18 protein-coding genes are annotated in these 17,280 nt (G+C 66.6%); 6 read left to right on the forward strand and 12 right to left on the reverse strand.

Going from position 1 to position 17,280, the window contains the following annotated elements; translation table 11 throughout:
- Nucleotides 1–93 precede the first annotated feature (93 nt).
- Nucleotides 94–363, reverse strand: coding sequence for a DUF2188 domain-containing protein (locus JOF55_RS01895; protein WP_310268588.1), 270 nt, complete (start codon nt 361–363; stop codon nt 94–96).
- A gap of 65 nt (nt 364–428) precedes the next feature.
- Entirely contained in the window at nt 429–1,430 is a 1,002-nt protein-coding gene (ligD, locus tag JOF55_RS01900) for a non-homologous end-joining DNA ligase (RefSeq protein WP_310268591.1), read from the reverse strand.
- 183 nt (nt 1,431–1,613) lie between these two features.
- Here ligD and JOF55_RS01905 point away from each other — a divergent pair, with 183 nt between their 5' ends.
- Nucleotides 1,614–2,054, forward strand: a complete 441-nt coding sequence (locus JOF55_RS01905; RefSeq protein ID WP_310268595.1) for a hypothetical protein — start codon at nt 1,614–1,616, stop codon at nt 2,052–2,054.
- A gap of 120 nt (nt 2,055–2,174) precedes the next feature.
- Nucleotides 2,175–2,582, forward strand: a complete 408-nt coding sequence (locus JOF55_RS01910) for a DUF6292 family protein (RefSeq protein WP_310268598.1) — start codon at nt 2,175–2,177, stop codon at nt 2,580–2,582.
- Between the two features lie 128 nt (nt 2,583–2,710).
- On the opposite strand, the gene JOF55_RS01915 is transcribed toward JOF55_RS01910, so the two are convergent.
- Both JOF55_RS01915 and JOF55_RS01920 read right to left on the reverse strand, forming a co-directional pair.
- The gene (locus tag JOF55_RS01915) at nt 2,711–3,016 is read right to left on the reverse strand and encodes a DUF3040 domain-containing protein (RefSeq protein WP_310268601.1); all 306 of its coding nucleotides are present in this window, start codon (nt 3,014–3,016) and stop codon (nt 2,711–2,713) included.
- Nucleotides 3,017–3,115: 99 nt separating this feature from the next.
- Nucleotides 3,116–3,919 (reverse strand): SDR family oxidoreductase, encoded by an 804-nt coding sequence (locus JOF55_RS01920; RefSeq protein ID WP_374727355.1) that lies wholly within the window; start codon nt 3,917–3,919, stop codon nt 3,116–3,118.
- Nucleotides 3,920–4,392: 473 nt separating this feature from the next.
- Between JOF55_RS01920 and JOF55_RS01925 the strand changes: the two genes are divergently transcribed.
- The gene (locus JOF55_RS01925) at nt 4,393–5,919 is read left to right on the forward strand and encodes an MFS transporter (protein WP_310268607.1); all 1,527 of its coding nucleotides are present in this window, start codon (nt 4,393–4,395) and stop codon (nt 5,917–5,919) included.
- 31 nt (nt 5,920–5,950) lie between these two features.
- Here JOF55_RS01925 and JOF55_RS01930 read toward each other — a convergent pair whose 3' ends face one another.
- From JOF55_RS01930 to JOF55_RS01950, 5 genes are all read right to left on the reverse strand, one after another.
- Nucleotides 5,951–6,862: a glycosyltransferase family 2 protein gene (locus tag JOF55_RS01930; RefSeq protein WP_310268610.1), complete on the reverse strand. Its 912-nt coding sequence runs from the start codon at nt 6,860–6,862 to the stop codon at nt 5,951–5,953.
- The gene (locus JOF55_RS01935) at nt 6,859–7,224 is read right to left on the reverse strand and encodes a DUF3618 domain-containing protein (protein ID WP_310268613.1); all 366 of its coding nucleotides are present in this window, start codon (nt 7,222–7,224) and stop codon (nt 6,859–6,861) included. The genes JOF55_RS01930 and JOF55_RS01935 overlap by 4 nt, the downstream gene beginning before the upstream one ends.
- Nucleotides 7,221–7,646 (reverse strand): phage holin family protein, encoded by a 426-nt coding sequence (locus tag JOF55_RS01940; RefSeq protein WP_310268616.1) that lies wholly within the window; start codon nt 7,644–7,646, stop codon nt 7,221–7,223. The genes JOF55_RS01935 and JOF55_RS01940 overlap by 4 nt, the downstream gene beginning before the upstream one ends.
- Nucleotides 7,647–7,775: 129 nt before the next feature.
- Nucleotides 7,776–10,889 carry an FAD-binding and (Fe-S)-binding domain-containing protein gene (locus JOF55_RS01945; protein WP_310268619.1) on the reverse strand — a complete coding sequence of 1,038 codons (3,114 nt, stop codon included), beginning with the start codon at nt 10,887–10,889 and terminating at the stop codon, nt 7,776–7,778.
- A gap of 70 nt (nt 10,890–10,959) precedes the next feature.
- Nucleotides 10,960–12,756: a thiamine pyrophosphate-requiring protein gene (locus tag JOF55_RS01950; protein WP_310268622.1), complete on the reverse strand. Its 1,797-nt coding sequence runs from the start codon at nt 12,754–12,756 to the stop codon at nt 10,960–10,962.
- A gap of 219 nt (nt 12,757–12,975) precedes the next feature.
- Here JOF55_RS01950 and JOF55_RS01955 point away from each other — a divergent pair, with 219 nt between their 5' ends.
- The 3 genes from JOF55_RS01955 to JOF55_RS01965 all read left to right on the forward strand — a co-directional run bounded on the left by JOF55_RS01955 (nt 12,976) and on the right by JOF55_RS01965 (nt 16,361).
- Entirely contained in the window at nt 12,976–14,049 is a 1,074-nt protein-coding gene (locus JOF55_RS01955; protein ID WP_310268624.1) for an NAD-dependent epimerase/dehydratase family protein, read from the forward strand.
- Nucleotides 14,030–15,262, forward strand: a complete 1,233-nt coding sequence (locus JOF55_RS01960; RefSeq protein WP_310268627.1) for a carboxylate-amine ligase — start codon at nt 14,030–14,032, stop codon at nt 15,260–15,262. The genes JOF55_RS01955 and JOF55_RS01960 overlap by 20 nt, the downstream gene beginning before the upstream one ends.
- A gap of 67 nt (nt 15,263–15,329) precedes the next feature.
- On the forward strand, nt 15,330–16,361 hold the full coding sequence (locus tag JOF55_RS01965) for an iron-containing redox enzyme family protein (RefSeq protein ID WP_310268630.1): 1,032 nt from the start codon (nt 15,330–15,332) through the stop codon (nt 16,359–16,361).
- A gap of 67 nt (nt 16,362–16,428) precedes the next feature.
- On the opposite strand, the gene JOF55_RS01970 is transcribed toward JOF55_RS01965, so the two are convergent.
- From JOF55_RS01970 to JOF55_RS01980, 3 genes are all read right to left on the reverse strand, one after another.
- Nucleotides 16,429–16,728 carry a ribbon-helix-helix protein, CopG family gene (locus JOF55_RS01970; protein WP_310268633.1) on the reverse strand — a complete coding sequence of 100 codons (300 nt, stop codon included), beginning with the start codon at nt 16,726–16,728 and terminating at the stop codon, nt 16,429–16,431.
- Complete coding sequence (locus tag JOF55_RS01975; RefSeq protein ID WP_310268636.1) at nt 16,725–16,973, reverse strand: hypothetical protein; 249 nt, start codon at nt 16,971–16,973, stop codon at nt 16,725–16,727. Before JOF55_RS01975 ends, JOF55_RS01970 begins: the two co-directional genes overlap by 4 nt.
- 124 nt (nt 16,974–17,097) lie before the next feature.
- Entirely contained in the window at nt 17,098–17,277 is a 180-nt protein-coding gene (locus JOF55_RS01980) for a CDGSH iron-sulfur domain-containing protein (RefSeq protein ID WP_310268638.1), read from the reverse strand.
- Nucleotides 17,278–17,280: the final 3 nt, after the last annotated feature.

The raw sequence follows: 17,280 nt of genomic DNA on the forward strand, positions 1-17,280 counted from the left end.
GCGACCAGCCGTATTTCCGTGCCCTGTACCCGGTCCTGCGGTTGCGCAGGCGAACTCGCGTCCTCGTCTCCGGTGCCCTCGTCTCCCGCGGGGTCACTCCTGTTCGGTCGTCACCGAGATCGTTTCGACGATCGCGTCCTGACTGTCGTGGATCCACAGCTCACCGCCGCCTTCACCGCGCATCGCGTCCTTCGCATGAGCCACCCCCTCGGCGCGGGTTCCGAAGTAGTGGTCAACATGGGCCACACCGGGAACAGCGAGTTTCCATCCCCCTTCGTCACGGGGTTTGAGAATTCGATCACTCATCGTTTCCTCGATGTGTTCGATCCGGTCTTTTCCGCACACCTGCTGTGTTCCCGTCATTCCCGGCACCAATCCCTGCCCGGCAATCGGTGCCGCCGACCACACGTCTTCCGCGCCCTCGAACGTCAGAGCTCCCGGACCACGTCCCGTGCCGGTTTGTCCTGACGCAGCCCGATGAAACGAGGATGGCGCAGCTTGCCGTCGCGAGTCCACTCGGTGAAGGCGACCTGGGCCACCAGTTCCGGCGAGACCCAGTGTGCCCCTCGCTCCCCGACCCGTTCACCGAAAGAACGGGTATCTCGTTCCAGCTCGTCCAGCCGGTTCCTCAGGTCGCGAAGCGTGCTCTGGTCATATCCCGTGCCGACCTTGCCCGCGTACCGCAATCGACGATTCTCGTAATACCCCACCAGCAGAGCGCCGAACCCCGTTCGCGTTCCCTGCGGTTCGGTGAATCCGCCGATCACGAACTCCTGATCACTGACACACTTGAACTTCAACCACTCGCGGGAACGGCGGGACTCATAGCCACTGTCGGCACGCTTGGCCAGGATACCTTCCCAGCCCCGCTCACACGCTTGCCGATAAAATTTCTCACCTTCGGTGTTTCGATGGCCGCCGTAGTGCAATGGTCCGTGGAAGGAAAAAACCGCCTCGACGAGGCGCTTGCGAGTCCGCAATGGTACCGCCCGCAGATCCACTCCTCCCAGTGCCAGCATGTCGAACAGGTAGAGGTGAACGGCCACTCCCGTGGCCCGAGCTTCCTCGGCGGAAGCGACGTGGATCCGGCTTTGCAGCTTGGCGAAACTGGTTCGCTTTCCTTCGAAGGCCACCACTTCGCCATCGACGAGAAACCGGTCGGCGTTCTGCTCGGCCATGGCCGCCACGATCTCCGGGTAGGAGTCGTCGACACGCTTGTGATTACGGGACCACAACATCGGCACACCACCGTCGTCACGTCCCACGAGTACTCGGACACCGTCGAGCTTGGGTTCGAACAACCACCCCGGATCGGAAAACGGCGTATCGGTCGGTGTCGCCCGCATCGGCTCCACCCACTCGCCGTCATTCCATCGGCGCAAACGCGAGCGTTCCTCGGCACTCAGTACGTTCTGGGGATCACGTTCCATCGGCCATCCTGTACGGCAGCGCACCCGGAGGGTCGCCGGGGACTCCTCGATCACGTCCAATCTAGAAGTGCCTTCGGTGCCGGGCAACCCGAATTCGGCGGCATGATCGGCTCGGGAGCCGGGTTGAAACCCGCGGCAGCGGGTATTCCCGAACCGGAAAGCTCTTGCCGGAGGTGACCGGTGATGGGAAAGGGCATCCCGGACAATTCCGTACTTTCGCACGGCGATTGGGAAGATCTCGTCATCGCTGCCGAAAGCGCAGGCCGACAGAGTGCTCGCGAACTGGCACAGCGCTGTACACCATGGGAGCTGGGCCGGACCGGACAGGTCTGGGTGCGCGTGCAACCAGGCGACTCCCCCGTGGCTGCATGGCTGCACTGTACCGAACGCAGCACCTCCGCCGAACGGGGAGAGCTGGTGGCCATTACTCCCACCGCACGAGACCTTTCCCCGGTGAACTCCGCCCAATCCAAGGCCCGGTCGCTTCTGGTGCGGCGCGCCTACGCCGAATCCTACTGCACCGTGCTGGTCCAGGAGGCCGGCGTGATCGCCGAAGTGTTGACCTTGCCCGACCAATATCCCCCGCGCGAGCCGAGCAACGACACGACCGAGTTCCCGCTGTAGTACTCACCGAGTCGAGTCGTGCGATCGCAGTGATACGAGCACGTGCCCGTATCACTGCGACAGCATCGTCGAAACGACCTATGGAAATCACCAGCGGCACGATCTTCAAAGGGGAGAGCGATGAACACGGATCCGACGAACCGCGTCGCGAGCGGACTCGGCCACTATGTGGAAACAGTCGCTCGGTACCTCGGCGACGAGGTACTCACCATCGATTACGAGGCCAACGAGGATCTCGCCCTGGCGATCATCATGGTCGCCTCGCGGTTGCCGACCATAGCCGAGCGTCCGCTGCTGCTGAGCTGGGACGAGGTCAACGGTTGGGCACTGCGTCTCCAACTCGACGACAATGGCGAGACGATCGCCCTGGCTTATCTCGGTCAGGAAGTATTGCCGGGACCGGATGACGTACAGCGATTCCTCGAAAGCGCCACTCTGGGCAGCCACCCGGGAACCATTTCTCCGCCCGGTTTCCGGCACCCGAATGATCGGGACAGTCTCGAACTCCGCCTCGCACGGTTCGTCTGAGACCGTCAGCACTTCCGGTAACGTGCGAGCAGGCACACACGTGCCCCGGTGGCACCCCCACCCGGCAGCAGCCCCACCCGGCAATGGCCCCCGCCCGGCAGCGTCTTCCACCGGGCAGCGGCCAACGGTCAAGGATGTGGTCGGTTGCCACCTGTTTTCCTCTTGAGATACAGCAACCCGCTACCGATCGAAGCGGCAAGCAGCCCCGCGGCCACACCACCGAGTACGAGGCCTCCGAGGATGCACACCAGAGCCAGCCCGCCGAAAAACAGCATCATGACGAGCAGCAGCCGCCGCCCACGCCGACGGCCGAACCGGCCGATCCGTGTGTCGTCCTGGTCAAACCTGTGGAATTGCTCGGCCAACTGTGGCGCGTCCTCGGCCAAGCCGAGTTCGATGGCCGCCAGCGTTTCTCGCTCTCGCTTGCTGAGCATGTGAGCTCCTCCGGTCAACGCCTTCCGGCGTACCTTCCCGGCCCTCGGATTCCCGAACTCGCCGACGAATACGCACCCTGCGGTCCCTTGGACCCGGCCTTATCCCGGATGGGTCTCGCCACCGACCGGAGCCAGCACTTCACCGGTGTAGTAGCTGGACAGCCGTTCGGCGGCGAGGAATACGTAGGAGGGCGCGATCTCGTCCGGATGCCCCATCCGCCCCATCGGGGCCTGGCCACCGAATCCCTCGACCTTGCTTTCCGGAAGGGTCGACGGAATCAACGGGGTCCACACCGGGCCGGGCGCCACGCAATTGACCCGCACACCGGTCTGGGCAAGAGACTGGGCCAGCGACTTCGTCAGGGTGTGCACCGCACCCTTGCTGGCCGCGTAATCCATCATCGACTTGTTGCCGCGAAGGCCGTTGACCGACCCGGTGTTGATGATCGAGTTTCCTTCGTTCAGGTACGGCAGGGCGGCGCGGATCAGCCAGAACATGCTGTAGACGTTGACCTTGAAGGTACGGTCGAACTGCTCGCTGGAAAGCTGGGTGAAGTCGGATTCGACGTGTTGTGTTCCGGCGTGGTTGACGAGCACGTCAAGGCCACCCAACCCGTTCACCACGTCGTCGACGACCTGCCTGCAGTACTCCTCCGAGGCAAGATCGCCTTTGTACAGCAGGCACCGTCTGCCTTGTTCCCGAACCAGGCTTGCAGTGTGCTCGGCATCGGCGTCTTCCAGCGAGTCGAAGTACACCACTGCGAGGTCGGCACCCTCTTTTGCGAAGGCCACCGCCACCGCGCGGCCGATCCCCGAGTCGCCGCCTGTGACCAGCGCACGTGCACCGTCGAGCAAGCCACGGCCTGCATAGGAGCGCATCTCGTCGTCCGGATGGGGCTCCATCGCGCCCGTGCTTCCGGGCGGACGCTGCTGCTGCCCCGGTGCCTGCTCCCGTTCCGTCACGATCGCCCCTTCCGCACGCAGGCTTTCGACCAGCAAGGGAATTCCCGGCGGAGGGTGAACCGAAACACACTCCCTCGGCCACCGACGGTATTGGGTTTTCGGAACCGAACTCGAGTATATTAACCGAAAGTAATCAGTCCTGAACGAGAAAGCACACGACTAACTCTTTAGGGTGGGTACTTCTTGAGAGGGCAAACACATTCAGTGTCAGAATCGATATAGCACTGCCAGGGTGGTCAGTGCCGATGTGCGTACCGACACGACCACCTCGGCCCTGGCCCGACTCGGCGCCGAAAACGGCAGACGCCCGTAGTGCAAGACATGGCCGAGATCCCGCGGGCCTGTTTCCGCATGTCGATGTGCTCAGGAGGCTCGAGATCGCCCGCCCGTCTCCGGCGACCATGTTCCGTGCGTTGAAGCATCCCAACTACCGGCGCTGGGCCACCGCCGACTTCGTGTCCGTGACCGGTGCGTGGATGCAGAACCTCGCGCTGAACTGGCTCGTGCTCATGATGACCGGATCGGCGAGCCTGCTCGGCCTGTCGTTCCTGTTCCAAGCCGCCCCCAGGGTGCTGTTGGGCTCGTGGGCAGGTGCCGTCGCCGACCGCTGGCCGGTACGCCGGATCCTGTTCGTGACGCAGACGCTGCACGCGGTGCTGGCAGTGGCCCTGGCTGCTGTGGCCTGGACGGGTGCCCCACTCCCCGCCCTCTACGGCATCGCCGTGATTTCGGGGACGATCACCGTCTTCGACGGTCCGGCACTGGGTCGATTCGGTTCCCAGCTGGTCTCCCGGGAGGACCTGAGCAACGCCCTCAGCCTCGGTTCGATCATCAGCTCGGCGGGCAGGATCCTCGGGATGAGCCTGGCCGGGGCGCTGGTCGGTGTCACCGGCGAGGGATGGCTGTTCCTGCTCAACGGGCTGAGCTTCCTCGGGGTCCTGGTCGCGATCCAACGCGTCCGGCCGGAGTCGATGCACCAGCTTGCCACCAGCACGCCCGAACGAGCCGGTGCCAAGGCAGGTCTGCGCTACGTTCTCGGGCATCGACCGATGATCGCGCTGTTCGCGCTGAGTTTCGTGCTCTCCAGCCTGGGGCGCAACTACCAGTTGACGATGGCGGCGATGAGCAACGGGCCGCTGGGGACCGGTGCCGCCGGCTACAGCCTGCTGTCGGTGGTGTTCGCCGTCGGTACCGTGCTCGGCGGTCTCCTGGCCGCTTCCCGCAGCGAGCTCACCCTGCGCATCCTGCTGGGCATGGCGATGGGTACGAGCGTCCTGCAGATGCTGAGCGGGACGTCGTCGGCATTGCTGATCTTCGCCGCTGTGATCTTTCCGATCGCGGCCGGTGCGGTGGTCATCGACACGACCCTGACCACGCGAATTCAGCTCGACTCGGACGAGGAGATGCGCGGGCGCGTGCTGGCTGCCAAGGGCATCGTCACGGCCGCCGCTGGTGCCGTGGGCGGACCTGTACTCGGGTGGCTGGCCGAGCAGGCCGGCCCGGGATACGCGCTGCAGCTCGCCGGGCTGATCACCACCTTGGCGACCGCCGCGGCATGGATCCACCTCGCGCGGATGCCGGAACGGCGCGACATGCCCGCCCATCGCAAGTGGGCTCAACTGACCGTGGCGCACTCCGGCGCCCCGTCCGCCGAGCAGCCGCAGTCGGCACAGCAGGTGGAAACCGAGCAGCCACCGGAGAACCAACCCACCGATGCGGCGCCCGCTCCGGCGCGGAACCCGCGGTGGCTGATGCGGATCGACAAGCCCGCCGAGGTGAAGCCGGACACCACACATGCCGGTACGGCATCCGAGGCGAGCCGACCGCAGCGGGTGGAGAAACCGCAGCGGGAGGAGAAGGAGCCCACGCCGAAGATCTCAGTACCGAAGGCCCCAGTGCCGAAGGATGGCGTGCCGACCGTGAACTCGTCGTCGGGCTGAGGTCCGGTCCGGGGAACGCTCTCAGCCGATCTCATCCGACGTAGCGGCGGGCACGAGAATAGCGCTGCGGTTCTTCCAGCAGACGCAGGGCCTGCTCGACCCGGGCGGGCACGACCCGTCTTTCCCGGAGCACCCACGGCAGCCCGCGCGCCGCCGCGGCGACCGCCCGGAAGGTGGAGACATCCTTGGGCGCAGTGGACAACACGGAGACACTGCGCCGTAGTGCACTGCGCCACGGACGTCGCAGCCAGGTCGTCCAGAGCGTGTTGCGAATACCGATCCGGCGACGACCATGGGAATCTCTCGTCCGAGACGGGCTGTGATGCACGACGACGTCCTCGGCGAAGCACATCCACCACTCGCGGGCGGCGAGGTCGATCGAGAGCAGTTCCTCCTCCCCGCCGAACCACAGCCGCGTCGAGAAGCCACCGACCTCACGGAACGGCGCGGCACGGAACATCGTGGTTCCGGCCAGACCGCCGAGTACGGCGGGCCCCGGCAACCAGGACGGTGCCGGGATCGGCGACTCGCGCAGCTCCGGTGTCAGCGGGTCCTCGGCGAGTTCCGGCTCCACCAGGCAGCGCCCCGTCACCGCGGCGAGCTCCGGACAGCGATCGAGCAACGTGGCCGCCCGGCTCAACGCACCCGGCTGCCAGCGAACGTCGTCGTCACAGAAGGCGACGTACGGCGTGTCGACGTGTTCGACGGCCCGGTTGCGCGCCACGGCACCGAGGTTCGTCCGACTCCGCAGCAGGCACACCTCGGGGTAGTGCGTGGCGATGGCCTCGGCCGTGCCGTCCGTCGAGCCGTTGTCGACCACGATGACCCGTGCCCCGTCCGCCAGCGTGGTCATGTGCTCGAGAGTGCGCAGCACCTCGGCACGCCGGTTGTGCGTCATGATCACCACGGTCGACTTCGCATCGACCTCTCGTTCCCCCGTCATCGCCGGACGTACCCGCGGTGACCCGGCCTGCGAGCACGAGACCGTGACTTCGCAAGCACCAGCGCGGAGCCCAGCGCGACCACGGCGGCGAGCGCGGCGGGGGGCAACCAGGCCATTTCGGATGCACGGCTGTGGCGCACCGCGCGTGCCAGGGTGGTGGCGCCGTCCTGGGCCTTGACGATGTAGCCGTGTGCCGCTTGCCGGGACCGGGACGGCAAGTCCGCCTTGCGGGCCAGCGCATCGATGGTCTCGCCGAGTTCTTGCCGGGCCACGTCGCGATCCGCGTGCAGGGCGTCTTCCTCGGTGCTGGGGATGCCCTGAGCAGGATGCTCGTGTCCCCCGCCCGATTGCGCGTTCGTCATTTCTTCGTCGCCTCTTTCAGCATCCGGGCATCCCACTGGGCTCCGCTGACGGCGTCTTCCGGCATGAGAGGTGTCGACTTCTTCAACTGGGAGCGCCCCACGGCAGCGATGGCACCGGCGATCAGCAGGAGCAGGGCACCTGCGATGAGTGTCGACAGCCACGCGGGCAACACGATGGTGAGAAGCAGGATGACAGCGGCGAGGATGGTGACCGCGCCGAGTCCGCCCACCACACCGGCGGCACCGAACAGCGCGGCACCCATGCCCGCTTCCTTGCCCTTGCGCAGCAGTTCTCGTTGAGCCAGCCGCAGTTCCGTGCGGATGAGCTCGGTGAGTTGGTCACCGAGGTCGCGGACCAGTTCGGCTGTGGAGCGCTGCGATGCCGGAGTCCTGTGCGTGTCCTGGGTCTCGTCCACGGTCATTACCTTTCTCCTCACTGGCCGATCACGTGTCCTGCCTGCCGGCCGTCGCGACCGGCACACCCCTTCTCCGCCGCCCCGGCGCGCCGTTCGCTACCCGGGTGCGTACCCACTGCGGATCGGGCGCATACATCAGTCCGGCAATCGTGCGGCAGTGGAGAGCTTTCTGCGGAGCAGTCCGCCCAGTCCCACCACGGCCGATCCGGCCGCCACTGTGGTGACCGCGGTGGCGGCCTGCTCCGCGGTTCGATTCGCAGCGGGGCGATCCGCACCGCGCTCGGGATACGGCCCGCCGGTGTCACCGACAAGCCCCAGGTGCAGTGCCTCGGCCAGATGCATCGCGGTCCGCCCGGTGCCTGCCTGTTCGATCTGGGTGCGGCAGCTGAAGCCGTCGGCGATGATCAACGTCTCGGGTGTCGTCTTCCGCATGGCGGGCAGCAGCGCTTCCTCCGCGCACTGCATCGAGATGTCGTAGTGCCCCTTTTCGAAACCGAAGTTGCCCGCCACACCGCAGCAGCCGCCGCTGACGGGATGCACGTCGAGTCCGGCGCGCCGCATGATCTCGGTGTCGGGATCGAAGCCGACGGTCGCATGCTGGTGACAGTGGGTCTGTACCACGGCCTCACGGGACAGCTGTGGCGGCTGCCAGTCTTGCGGAGTCCGGTTGACCAGTAGTTCGGCGAGTGTGTGCGCCTGGTCCGCAAGCCGTGCCACGTCCTGGTCAGCGGGCATCATCTCCGGCGCGTCGGAACGGAACACCGCCGTGCAGGACGGTTCGAGCGTGACGATGGGAGTTCCTGCCTCGAGCCAGGGGCGCAGCGCCTCCGACGTTCGGCGCAGTACTCGCCGTGCGGTGGCAAGCTGACCGGTGGAGATCCACGTCAGGCCGCAACACATCGTCGCCTGCGGGACCACCACGTCGAATCCGGCCGCTTCGAGCACGTGGACCGCCGCACGCCCGATATGGGGGTGGAAGTGGTTGGTGAAGGTGTCCGGCCACACCACGACGGTGCGCGGCCCGGCCGGATCGGGTTCTTCGTCGGTCCGGCGCCGCCACCATTGCTGGACGGTTTCGTCCGTGAACAGCGGGGCCTCGCGTTCCGGGGTGATACCGGCAACACGCTTGCCGAGCCGAGCCAACCCCGGAGCGTGCAGCACCGCGTTGACGAGCTTGGGGGCCTGTTCGGAGAGCCGGGCCCACAGTGGCAACCACCCCATCGAGTAGTGGGCCGCGGGCCGCACACGTCCCCGGTAGTGGTGGGCGAGGAACTCGGCCTTGTAAGTGGCCATGTCCACGTTGACCGGGCAGTCGCTCTTACAGCCCTTGCAGGCCAGGCACAGGTCCAGCGCATCGCGGACCCGCTTGGAACGCCACCCGTCGGTGACCGGCCCGTCGCCGTGCCCGTTGAGCATCTCGTAGAGCAGCCGCGCCCGGCCACGGGTGGAGTGCTCCTCCTCGCCGGTGGCCTTGTAGGACGGGCACATCACCTGCCCCTGCTCGCTGCTGCGGCAGTTGCCGATACCGACGCACCGCATGGCGGCGCGCCCGAAGCTGCCCTCGTCGTGCGGGTAGCCGAAATACGTGTCCTGCTGCTCGGGGTGCCAGTCCGTCCCGAGCCGCAGATTCTCGTCGACGCGGTAAGACGCCACGACCTTGCCGGGATTCATCCGGTTGTCCGGGTCGAACAATGTCTTGACCCGCTCGAAAAGGCGCACGACCTCGCTACCGAACATCCGCTCGAGCAACGGTCCGCGGGCCTGGCCATCGCCGTGCTCACCGGACAGGGACCCTCCGTAATCGGCCACGAGGTCCGCGGCGGCTTGCACGAAACGGGTGAAATTCTCGAGCCCGTCGGCAGTGACCAGGTCGAAGGGGATGCGGACATGGACACAGCCCTGGCCGAAGTGCCCGTACAGGGAAGGTCTGCCGAGGTTGTACTCCCGGAAAAGCTCCCGCAGATCGCTCAGGTAGTCGCCGAGCCGTTCCGGGGCGACAGCGGAGTCCTCCCAGCCCGGCCAGGTGTCGGACATGTCCGGCGGACGGGCGGTGGCACCGAGCCCGGCCTCCCTGGCTGCCCAAATTTCCTGCTCCGTGGCCGTGTCGTCGGAGAAGTTCACTCGTGGGTGGTGGCGGCTCCTGCCCAACGCATCCAGCAAATGCTCGGCTTGCTCGTTCGCCGCCTCGCGAGTGGGCGCACCGAACTGCACCAGAAGCCAACCGGCCCCCTCGGGCAACATCTGTCGAGCTTCCTCGGAGAGCCGCTTCACCTTTTCGAAGTAGATGAGCCGGTCGTCGACACCCTCGAGAACGGTGGGTTCGCTGTTGTGCAGGATGTCCGGCACGGCGTGGGCCGCACCGACGATGTCGTCGTAGCCGAGCACCAGCATCGTCGTGTACTCCAGCACCGGCATCAGCGCCAATTCGGCATGCAGCACCGTTGCGAGGGTGCCCTCGCTGCCGACCACGAGACCGGCGAGATCGAACTCCTGCTCGGGAAGCAGTGCGTCGAGGTTGTAGCCCGAAACTCGCCGGGGAATCGTCGGAAAACGCTCCCGCACGAGGTCGCCGGCCTGCTCGGCAAGCTCCGCCAGCCCTCGGTAGAGCTCCGCCCGGCGGCCTCCCTCGGCGAGGACGCGCTCGTAGTCGTCCCGACCGGTACGCCCCACCCAGCAGCGCAGGCCGTCGTAGGTGAGCATCTCCAGACCGACAACGTTCTCGTCGGTCTTGCCCGACCATTGGGCGGTGGCTCCGCAGGAGTTGTTGCCGATCATGCCGCCGAGTGCGCAGTGACTGTGCGTGGAGGGTCGCGGCCCGAACTCCAGCCCGTACGGGGCGAGCTGGGCGTTGAGATCGTCGAGCACGATGCCGGGCTCGACCACACAGGTGCGGTTGTCCGGATCGACCGAGAGCAGGCGATGGCAGTACTTGGTCCAGTCGAGCACGATCGCCGCGTTGGTGGCCTGTCCACCCAGGCTGGTGCCACCGCCGCGGGACAGCAGGGGTGCTCCGTGTTCTCGGCACACGGCGACCGCCTCGACTCCGGCATCGACGGAGTGGGGCACCACGACGCCGATGGGGACCTGCCGGTAGTTCGACGCATCGGTCGCATACGCTCCACGACTGCCTGCATCGAAACGCACCTCGCCGTCCACGCGGGACTCCAGATCCCGCCGGAGCGCTTCGAGCTCCACCGTGTCCTCGGAACGCCGCCGAGGTGGCTGCAACTCGACGTCGACGCTGGCCATGCTCACAACCTTTCTTCCACCGCCGAGCCGACCTCGACAGTGCCGAACCGGGTCCCGTGGTGCGCGAATCTCAACTGCGGCTGGGAAGCTTCGCGTAGAATTCGGCCATCTTCTGTCGGAATCCGGTCTTGGTGATGCCTGCGGCTTCCGGATCTCCGGAGGCGATGGCCTTGGCCGTCTTCTTGGCCTGTTCCGGCTTGATGTGGGGCGGGATCGGCGGGATCTCCGGATCCACCTTGAACTCCAGGACCACGGGACGATCCGCGGCCAGAGCCTGCTGCCACGCCTCGGTGACCCCGTCCTGCCGATCGCAGTGGATCCCTTCCAATCCCAGCATCCTGGCGAACTCGGCATAGGGCACGTCGGGAATGTCCTGCGAGGCCTCGAACTTGGGGTCCCCGGCCATCGCGCGTTGCTCCCAGGTCACTTGGTTGAGGTCCTGATTGTTGAACACGCAGAAGATCAACGGAGCTCCGCGCATGCGGCTCAGGTAGCGCCGCACCGTGATCAGTTCGAGCATGCCGTTCATCTGGAAGGCGCCGTCACCGACGAAGGCGATGACCGGGCGGTCGGGATAGGCGAACCTGGCCGCGATCGCGTAGGGAGTACCGGGCCCCATACTGGCCAGCGTCCCGGCCAAGGAAGCATCCATCCCGTCGCGCAATGTCAGATGCCGTGCCCACCAGTTGGTGATGGACCCCGTGTCGCAGGTGAGAATGCACCTGTCCGGGAGCAAGGGGGACAGCTCCCGGGCCGCCAGTTCGGGATTGACCGCCTGGACTTCCTGATGCGCGCGCCGTTCGAGGACGTCCTCCCATTCGCGCACGTTGCTTTCGATCGTCTCCCGCCACGAACGGTCCTGCTTGCGCTCGAGCAGCGGCAACAGTTCCCGCAAGGTCTCCTTGGCGTCCCCGACGACATGGGCGTCCATCGGATACCGTGCGCCGACCATCGTGCCGTCGTTGTCGATCTGGACCCCGCGTGCCGACCCCTCCTCCGGCAGCCATTCGGCGTAGGGAAAGCTCGACCCGACGACGAACAGCGTGTCGCAGTTCATCACCATCTCGTCGCTGGGCGCGGAACCGAGCAGACCGATCGGGCCGGTCACATGGGGCAGGTCGTCGGGAACGACGGCGCGGCCGACGAGCCCCTTGGTGATGCCCGCCCCCAGCGTGTCGGCGACGTCGAGCACCTCCTGGGTGGCCCCCTGGACTCCCTGCCCGACCAGCATGGCGACCTTGCTGCTGCTGTTGAGGACCTCGGCCGCCTTCTCCAGCTCCGTGGGGTCCGGCAGCATCCGCGGACGGCTCCAGCCGATGCTGGTGTACGTCGAGCCGTGCATCCGCGGCGGCGAGGTGACGGCCTCTTCCTCCTGCACGTCACCGGGGAAGATCAGCGTGGCCACACCACGACGGGTCAGCGCGGTCTTGATCGCCCGATCGACCAGCATCCGCGCCTGCGCCGGTTCCATACACACCTGGACGAACTCCGAGACGTCCCTGAACAAGGTGGTCAGGTCGACCTCCTGCTGATAGTTCGACCCCAGCGAAACCCGCTTCTGCTGGCCCACCAGCGCCAGCACGGGTTTGCGGTCGAGCTTGGCGTCGTAGAGGCCATTGAGCAGGTGCACCGCGCCGCCCCCGGACGTGCCGGTACAGCATCCGATGTTTCCGGTGAACTTCGCATGGCCGGTGGCCATGAACGCCGCCATCTCCTCGTGCCGGGCCTGCAGGAACTCCGGATCGCCCTGCGCGCGGTTGAGCGCACCGAGGAGACCGTTGATGCCGTCGCCGGGATAGCCGTAAACGCTGTGAATGCCCCATTCCCGGATACGCTGCACCACGAAGTCCGCGACCTGCTGTGCCATGACCCTTGCTCCATCTCTCGGCTGTTGCCTCGTCACGAGCCGACTACCCGGTCCGTGCTCCGATCACACGCACGGAGATCGATTCATTCGGCAGGACTCCTCGGCAGGACTCCTCGGCAGGGCTCTCTCGGGCTCCGGTCCCGGGTGCCGAGGTTTGCCGTGGCGGTGACGGGGCATCCACGAAGCAGCCTTCGCCGACACGTTCCCGACGGAGCACTGATGACCGAGCACACACAGTCCACCGGCGCACACGTCGTTGTCGCAGGCGCTACCGGCAATGTCGGCACCAGTGTCGTCGATGCCCTGAGCCGGGATCCGCACATCGCGCAGGTCACGGCTCTCTCCCGCAGGCAGGCCACGTGGTCCGCACCAAAGGTGCGCTGGGAGCACACCGATGTCCGCACCGACGATCTGGTTTCGCGCTTTCGCGGAGCCGACGCGGTCATCCACCTGGAGTGGGTGTTCCAGCCCACGCACGACCCGGTCTCGACCTGGCACAACAACGTGCACGGAAGCATGCGCGTCTTCGACGCAGCCGCCGAAGCGGGCGTGCGAAGCCTCATCTACGCCTCCTCGGTCGGGGCCTATTCGCCGGGACCGAAGACACGTGCGGTCGACGAGCAGTGGCCGACGCACGGATGGCCCGGTGCGGCCTACACCCGGGAGAAGGCCTACCTCGAGCGGTATCTCGACGCGTTCGAGCAGCGACACGCCGACCTGCGTGTCGTCCGTATCAGGCCGGGCTTCCTGTTCAAGCAGCAGGCGGCATCCCAGCAGCGGCGCCTGTTCGCGGGTCCGTTCCTGCCGCAACGCCTGGCCCACCCGGAACTGCTGCCCATCATCCCCGACCTGCCGGGACTGCGATTTCAGACCCTGCACACGGCGGATGCCGCGGAAGCCTACCGGCTGGCCGTACACACGCCGGTACACGGCGCGTTCAACATCGCGGCCGATCCGGTCGTCGACGCGGCACAACTCGCCGAGCTCTTCGGCGCCCGCACCGTACGCATGCCCAGCGGGCCGGTGCGCACCGCCCTGAGCATGGCGTGGACGTCGCATCTCGTACCGGCGTCACCGCACCTGTTCGACGCGGTGCTGCGCCTTCCGATCATGGACACGACCCGAGCACGCACGGAGCTGGGCTGGGCGCCGCACCACAGTTCCCTCGACGCTCTTTCCGCGTTCGTCGAGGGGCTACGCCACCACGAAGGTGCCGACACACCGCCGCTGGCACCGGAAATACCCGGAGGTCGAGCACAGGAAATCAGAACCGGTGTCGGCCAGCATCAGTAAGGGCCTCCTTTCGTTGGAGACCGCCACCGCCACGGGTCTGACGTGCGGCGTGGAAGAGGAGTTCCTCCTGGTCGATGCCACCTCCGGCCGGACCGTTCCCTACGCCTCGGCGGTGTTGGCGCGGGCGGCCCGCCACCCTGCGCGCCCCTCCGGTGCGGCGCTGTACCCGGAACTGATGGGCACCCAGGTCGAAACCGCCACCGGAATCTGCACCACACTCGGCGAGCTGCGTGGGCAACTGCACGAGACACGGCGTCTGCTCGGTGCCGCGGCCGAGTCCGAGCGGGCACGGTTGATCTCCTCGGGGACCCCCCTGGTCGCCGGTGATCCGCCCCCGGTCTCGGCCGGCCACCATTTCGATCGCCTCGCACGGACGTACGGGGGATTGCTCACCGACTACCAGGCCTGCGGCTGCCATGTCCATATCGGCGTTCCGGACCGAGACACCGCCGTGGCCGTGATCAACCATCTACGCCCCTGGATACCGACCTTGCTGGCGCTGTCCGGTAACTCCCCGTTCCACGCCGGGAGCGATACCGGCTATACGAGCTGGCGCATGGTGCAGCAATCCCGGTTCCCCGGATCCGGACTGCCACCGCGATTCACCTCGGCGGCCGATTACGACGCTCGGGTGTCGACGATGATCGACTGTGGAGTGCTGATGGACACCGACACGTCCTTCTGGCTGGCTCGTCCGTCACCACGACTGCCGACCGTGGAGCTGCGGGTGGCCGATACGGCGATCACCGTCGAGGAGGCGGTGCTGCAAGCCGCGTTGAGCCGCGCTCTGGTCCGCACCGCGCTCGGCGAGCTCGCCGCGGGTGTCGCGGCTCCCGCGGTGGATCCCCAGGTCGCGGCGGCTGCCGTCTGGTCGGCAGCGCGGTACGGGCTGCGCGGCCACGGCGTGCACCCGGTGAGCGAGCATCGGGTGCCCGCCGTCGAACTCGTACGGGAACTCCTCGAACACGTCTCACCCGCGCTCGAGGAGCTCGGGGATGTCGATGCCGTGCACGGCGCGCTGACCACCCTCCTCCGGCGAGGAACCGGCGCCGAACGGCAGCGCGACGCTGCGCGGGGCGGGCCCGAGGCGGTGATCCGCATGCTCGCCGAGCAGACCCTGCCCGATTCCGCAGCCGAATTCTCGGGCTCCTCCTTCCCGGAATCCTCGAACAGGAGTCGCCGAACAAGCGCCACCCGCGCGGACCGCGGATGAGAAAACCTTTCGCCGGGTACTCCATCGCCAGCACCACCAGGAACTCCCCAGCGCTCTCGGAGGTTCCATGAGCACCACCGTCGGTACCACCCGAGCCGGGGCACCCGCCGGTACACCCGCACTGCCCGAACCGCGCGGGCCGCTGTCCGAGGCCGTCGTGACCGTGCTCGCACACGGCCGGGACCCCGCTTCGGTACCGCAGGCGGAAGCGGAACGGGCCGACCCCTACGGCGACGATCTGGCCCTGGCCATGCACATCTGCTATGAGCTGCACTATCACGGTTTCCGATCCGTCTCGCCGGAATGGGAGTGGGATCCCGACCTGTTGCGTGTGCGGGCCGCACTCGAACGGACCTTCCTGCACGCACTGCGCTGCGACGTCGATGGCGGTACCGATGTCGAAGCCGTCCTCGACGCGTTGCTCACCGAACCGGTACCGGGCACCGGCATCGCACACCACCTCCGCGATACCGCGCCGTGGTGGCAGATGCGGGAGTACTTCGCACATCGGTCGATCTACCACCTCAAGGAGGCCGATCCGCATGCCTGGGTGATTCCCCGCCTGCAAGGCCAGGCGAAAGCCTCCCTCGTCGCGGTCGAATTCGACGAGTTCGGAGGCGGGCGGGGCGAGCACATCCATGCCCGGCTCTTCGCCGACCTGATGGAGGCGGCAGGACTGGATTCCGCCTACCTGCATTATCTCGACGACGTACCCGCGCCGGCGATCGGCATCGTCAACCTCATGTCGATGCTGGGATTGCACCGGGGATTGCGCGGCGCCCTCGTCGGTCACTTCACCGCCGCGGAGATCAGTACCGCACCCAGCGCGCAGCGCATCACCCGTGGTCTGGAACGGCTCGGTGCAGGCCCGGAGTGCACGCTGTTTTTCACCGAACACATCGAAGCCGATGCCGTACACGAGCAGATCATGCGCCGCGACGTCATCGGTGACCTGCTCGACAGGGAGCCGGAGCTGCTCACCGATGTCGTCTTCGGCATCCAGGCGACCGAACTGCTGGAGGGCAAACTGGCCCAGTACCTGTTCGGCGCCTGGCACGAGGAAAGAACATCACTGCGACGGCCGCTGCCCATGGAGTGAGCGTCAACTTTCGTCCCGCCTTTGTGAACGAAAGTTGACGCTCACTCCAACGGCCGACGGGAAAAGCTCAGTGGCGGGCGAGATATTCCTCCAGTGCTTCTCGCCCCACGTCGGAGAGAGGGCGACCTTCGCGATGAGCGAGCTCGCGCACCCGCCGAGCCAATTCCGGGGGCAACCGGAACCGGAGCTGCGGCGAATGCTCACCAGGTGCGGCATCGGCGGACAGCGACGGGCGTCCCGGCCGGACCCGGGTCGGATCGTAGTCAGCGGCTTCTTCGGCATACTGCTCGGTGATGCGGCGACCGTGTGAGTCGTAGACCTCTTCGGAATCGAGATCGATGTCGCCGCCATCGGTGTAGCGAGTCATGATTGTGGCCTCCTCCTGTAGGCGTAGGGCATCACGTGAATGACCAGCAGCATGTCGTCACACTCGATGCCAATCACCTCCAGCTCCACTCCCCGGTCATCGGGGCCGATCCACAACAGCCGCTCGTCGTGCTCGGTGTCGGCAGGGATGATCTGCGGAGTTCCCGCGTTGCCCATTGCCTCGAGAGCATGTGCCTTGCCGATCCGGTGCTTGCGTGCGGAGCGGCTGAATCGAACAGGGAGCACACCTATTTTGTACCACACAACTGTGGTCGGTAGTGAGCACCGAGATTGCGCGGCACTCGCGTCGGCCGGAGCAAGCGGGGTGAACGTCAACTTTCGTCCCGCCTTTGTGAACGAAAGTTGGCGCTCACTCCAACGGAGTGCGCACGCGCTTCCGATGGCTGGTGTCGCAGAACGGATAGCGGCGGCTGCGGCGGCAGGCACACACCGCCACCACGAAGCGGTCCGATTCGACCGCCGTGCCGTCGGCGAGCACCAGTTCCACCGGCCCTTCGATCAGGATCGGCCCGTCCGGTGTCACGGTCACGCG

The sequence above is a fragment of the Haloactinomyces albus genome (assembly GCF_031458135.1).
GTDB lineage: Bacteria > Actinomycetota > Actinomycetes > Mycobacteriales > Pseudonocardiaceae > Haloactinomyces > Haloactinomyces albus.

What these genes read in the sequence shown, in the direction of transcription:
- JOF55_RS01895 (WP_310268588.1), bottom strand. Translation starts at nt 363, where the DNA reads ATGACGGGAACACAGCAGGTGTGCGGAAAAGACCGGATCGAACACATC.
- ligD (WP_310268591.1), bottom strand. Translation starts at nt 1,430, where the DNA reads ATGGAACGTGATCCCCAGAACGTACTGAGTGCCGAGGAACGCTCGCGT.
- JOF55_RS01905 (WP_310268595.1), top strand. Translation starts at nt 1,614, where the DNA reads ATGGGAAAGGGCATCCCGGACAATTCCGTACTTTCGCACGGCGATTGG.
- JOF55_RS01910 (WP_310268598.1), top strand. Translation starts at nt 2,175, where the DNA reads ATGAACACGGATCCGACGAACCGCGTCGCGAGCGGACTCGGCCACTAT.
- JOF55_RS01915 (WP_310268601.1), bottom strand. Translation starts at nt 3,016, where the DNA reads ATGCTCAGCAAGCGAGAGCGAGAAACGCTGGCGGCCATCGAACTCGGC.
- JOF55_RS01920 (WP_374727355.1), bottom strand. Translation starts at nt 3,919, where the DNA reads ATGGAGCCCCATCCGGACGACGAGATGCGCTCCTATGCAGGCCGTGGC.
- JOF55_RS01930 (WP_310268610.1), bottom strand. Translation starts at nt 6,862, where the DNA reads ATGACGGGGGAACGAGAGGTCGATGCGAAGTCGACCGTGGTGATCATG.
- JOF55_RS01935 (WP_310268613.1), bottom strand. Translation starts at nt 7,224, where the DNA reads ATGACGAACGCGCAATCGGGCGGGGGACACGAGCATCCTGCTCAGGGC.
- JOF55_RS01940 (WP_310268616.1), bottom strand. Translation starts at nt 7,646, where the DNA reads ATGACCGTGGACGAGACCCAGGACACGCACAGGACTCCGGCATCGCAG.
- JOF55_RS01945 (WP_310268619.1), bottom strand. Translation starts at nt 10,889, where the DNA reads ATGGCCAGCGTCGACGTCGAGTTGCAGCCACCTCGGCGGCGTTCCGAG.
- JOF55_RS01950 (WP_310268622.1), bottom strand. Translation starts at nt 12,756, where the DNA reads ATGGCACAGCAGGTCGCGGACTTCGTGGTGCAGCGTATCCGGGAATGG.
- JOF55_RS01955 (WP_310268624.1), top strand. Translation starts at nt 12,976, where the DNA reads ATGACCGAGCACACACAGTCCACCGGCGCACACGTCGTTGTCGCAGGC.
- JOF55_RS01965 (WP_310268630.1), top strand. Translation starts at nt 15,330, where the DNA reads ATGAGCACCACCGTCGGTACCACCCGAGCCGGGGCACCCGCCGGTACA.
- JOF55_RS01970 (WP_310268633.1), bottom strand. Translation starts at nt 16,728, where the DNA reads ATGACTCGCTACACCGATGGCGGCGACATCGATCTCGATTCCGAAGAG.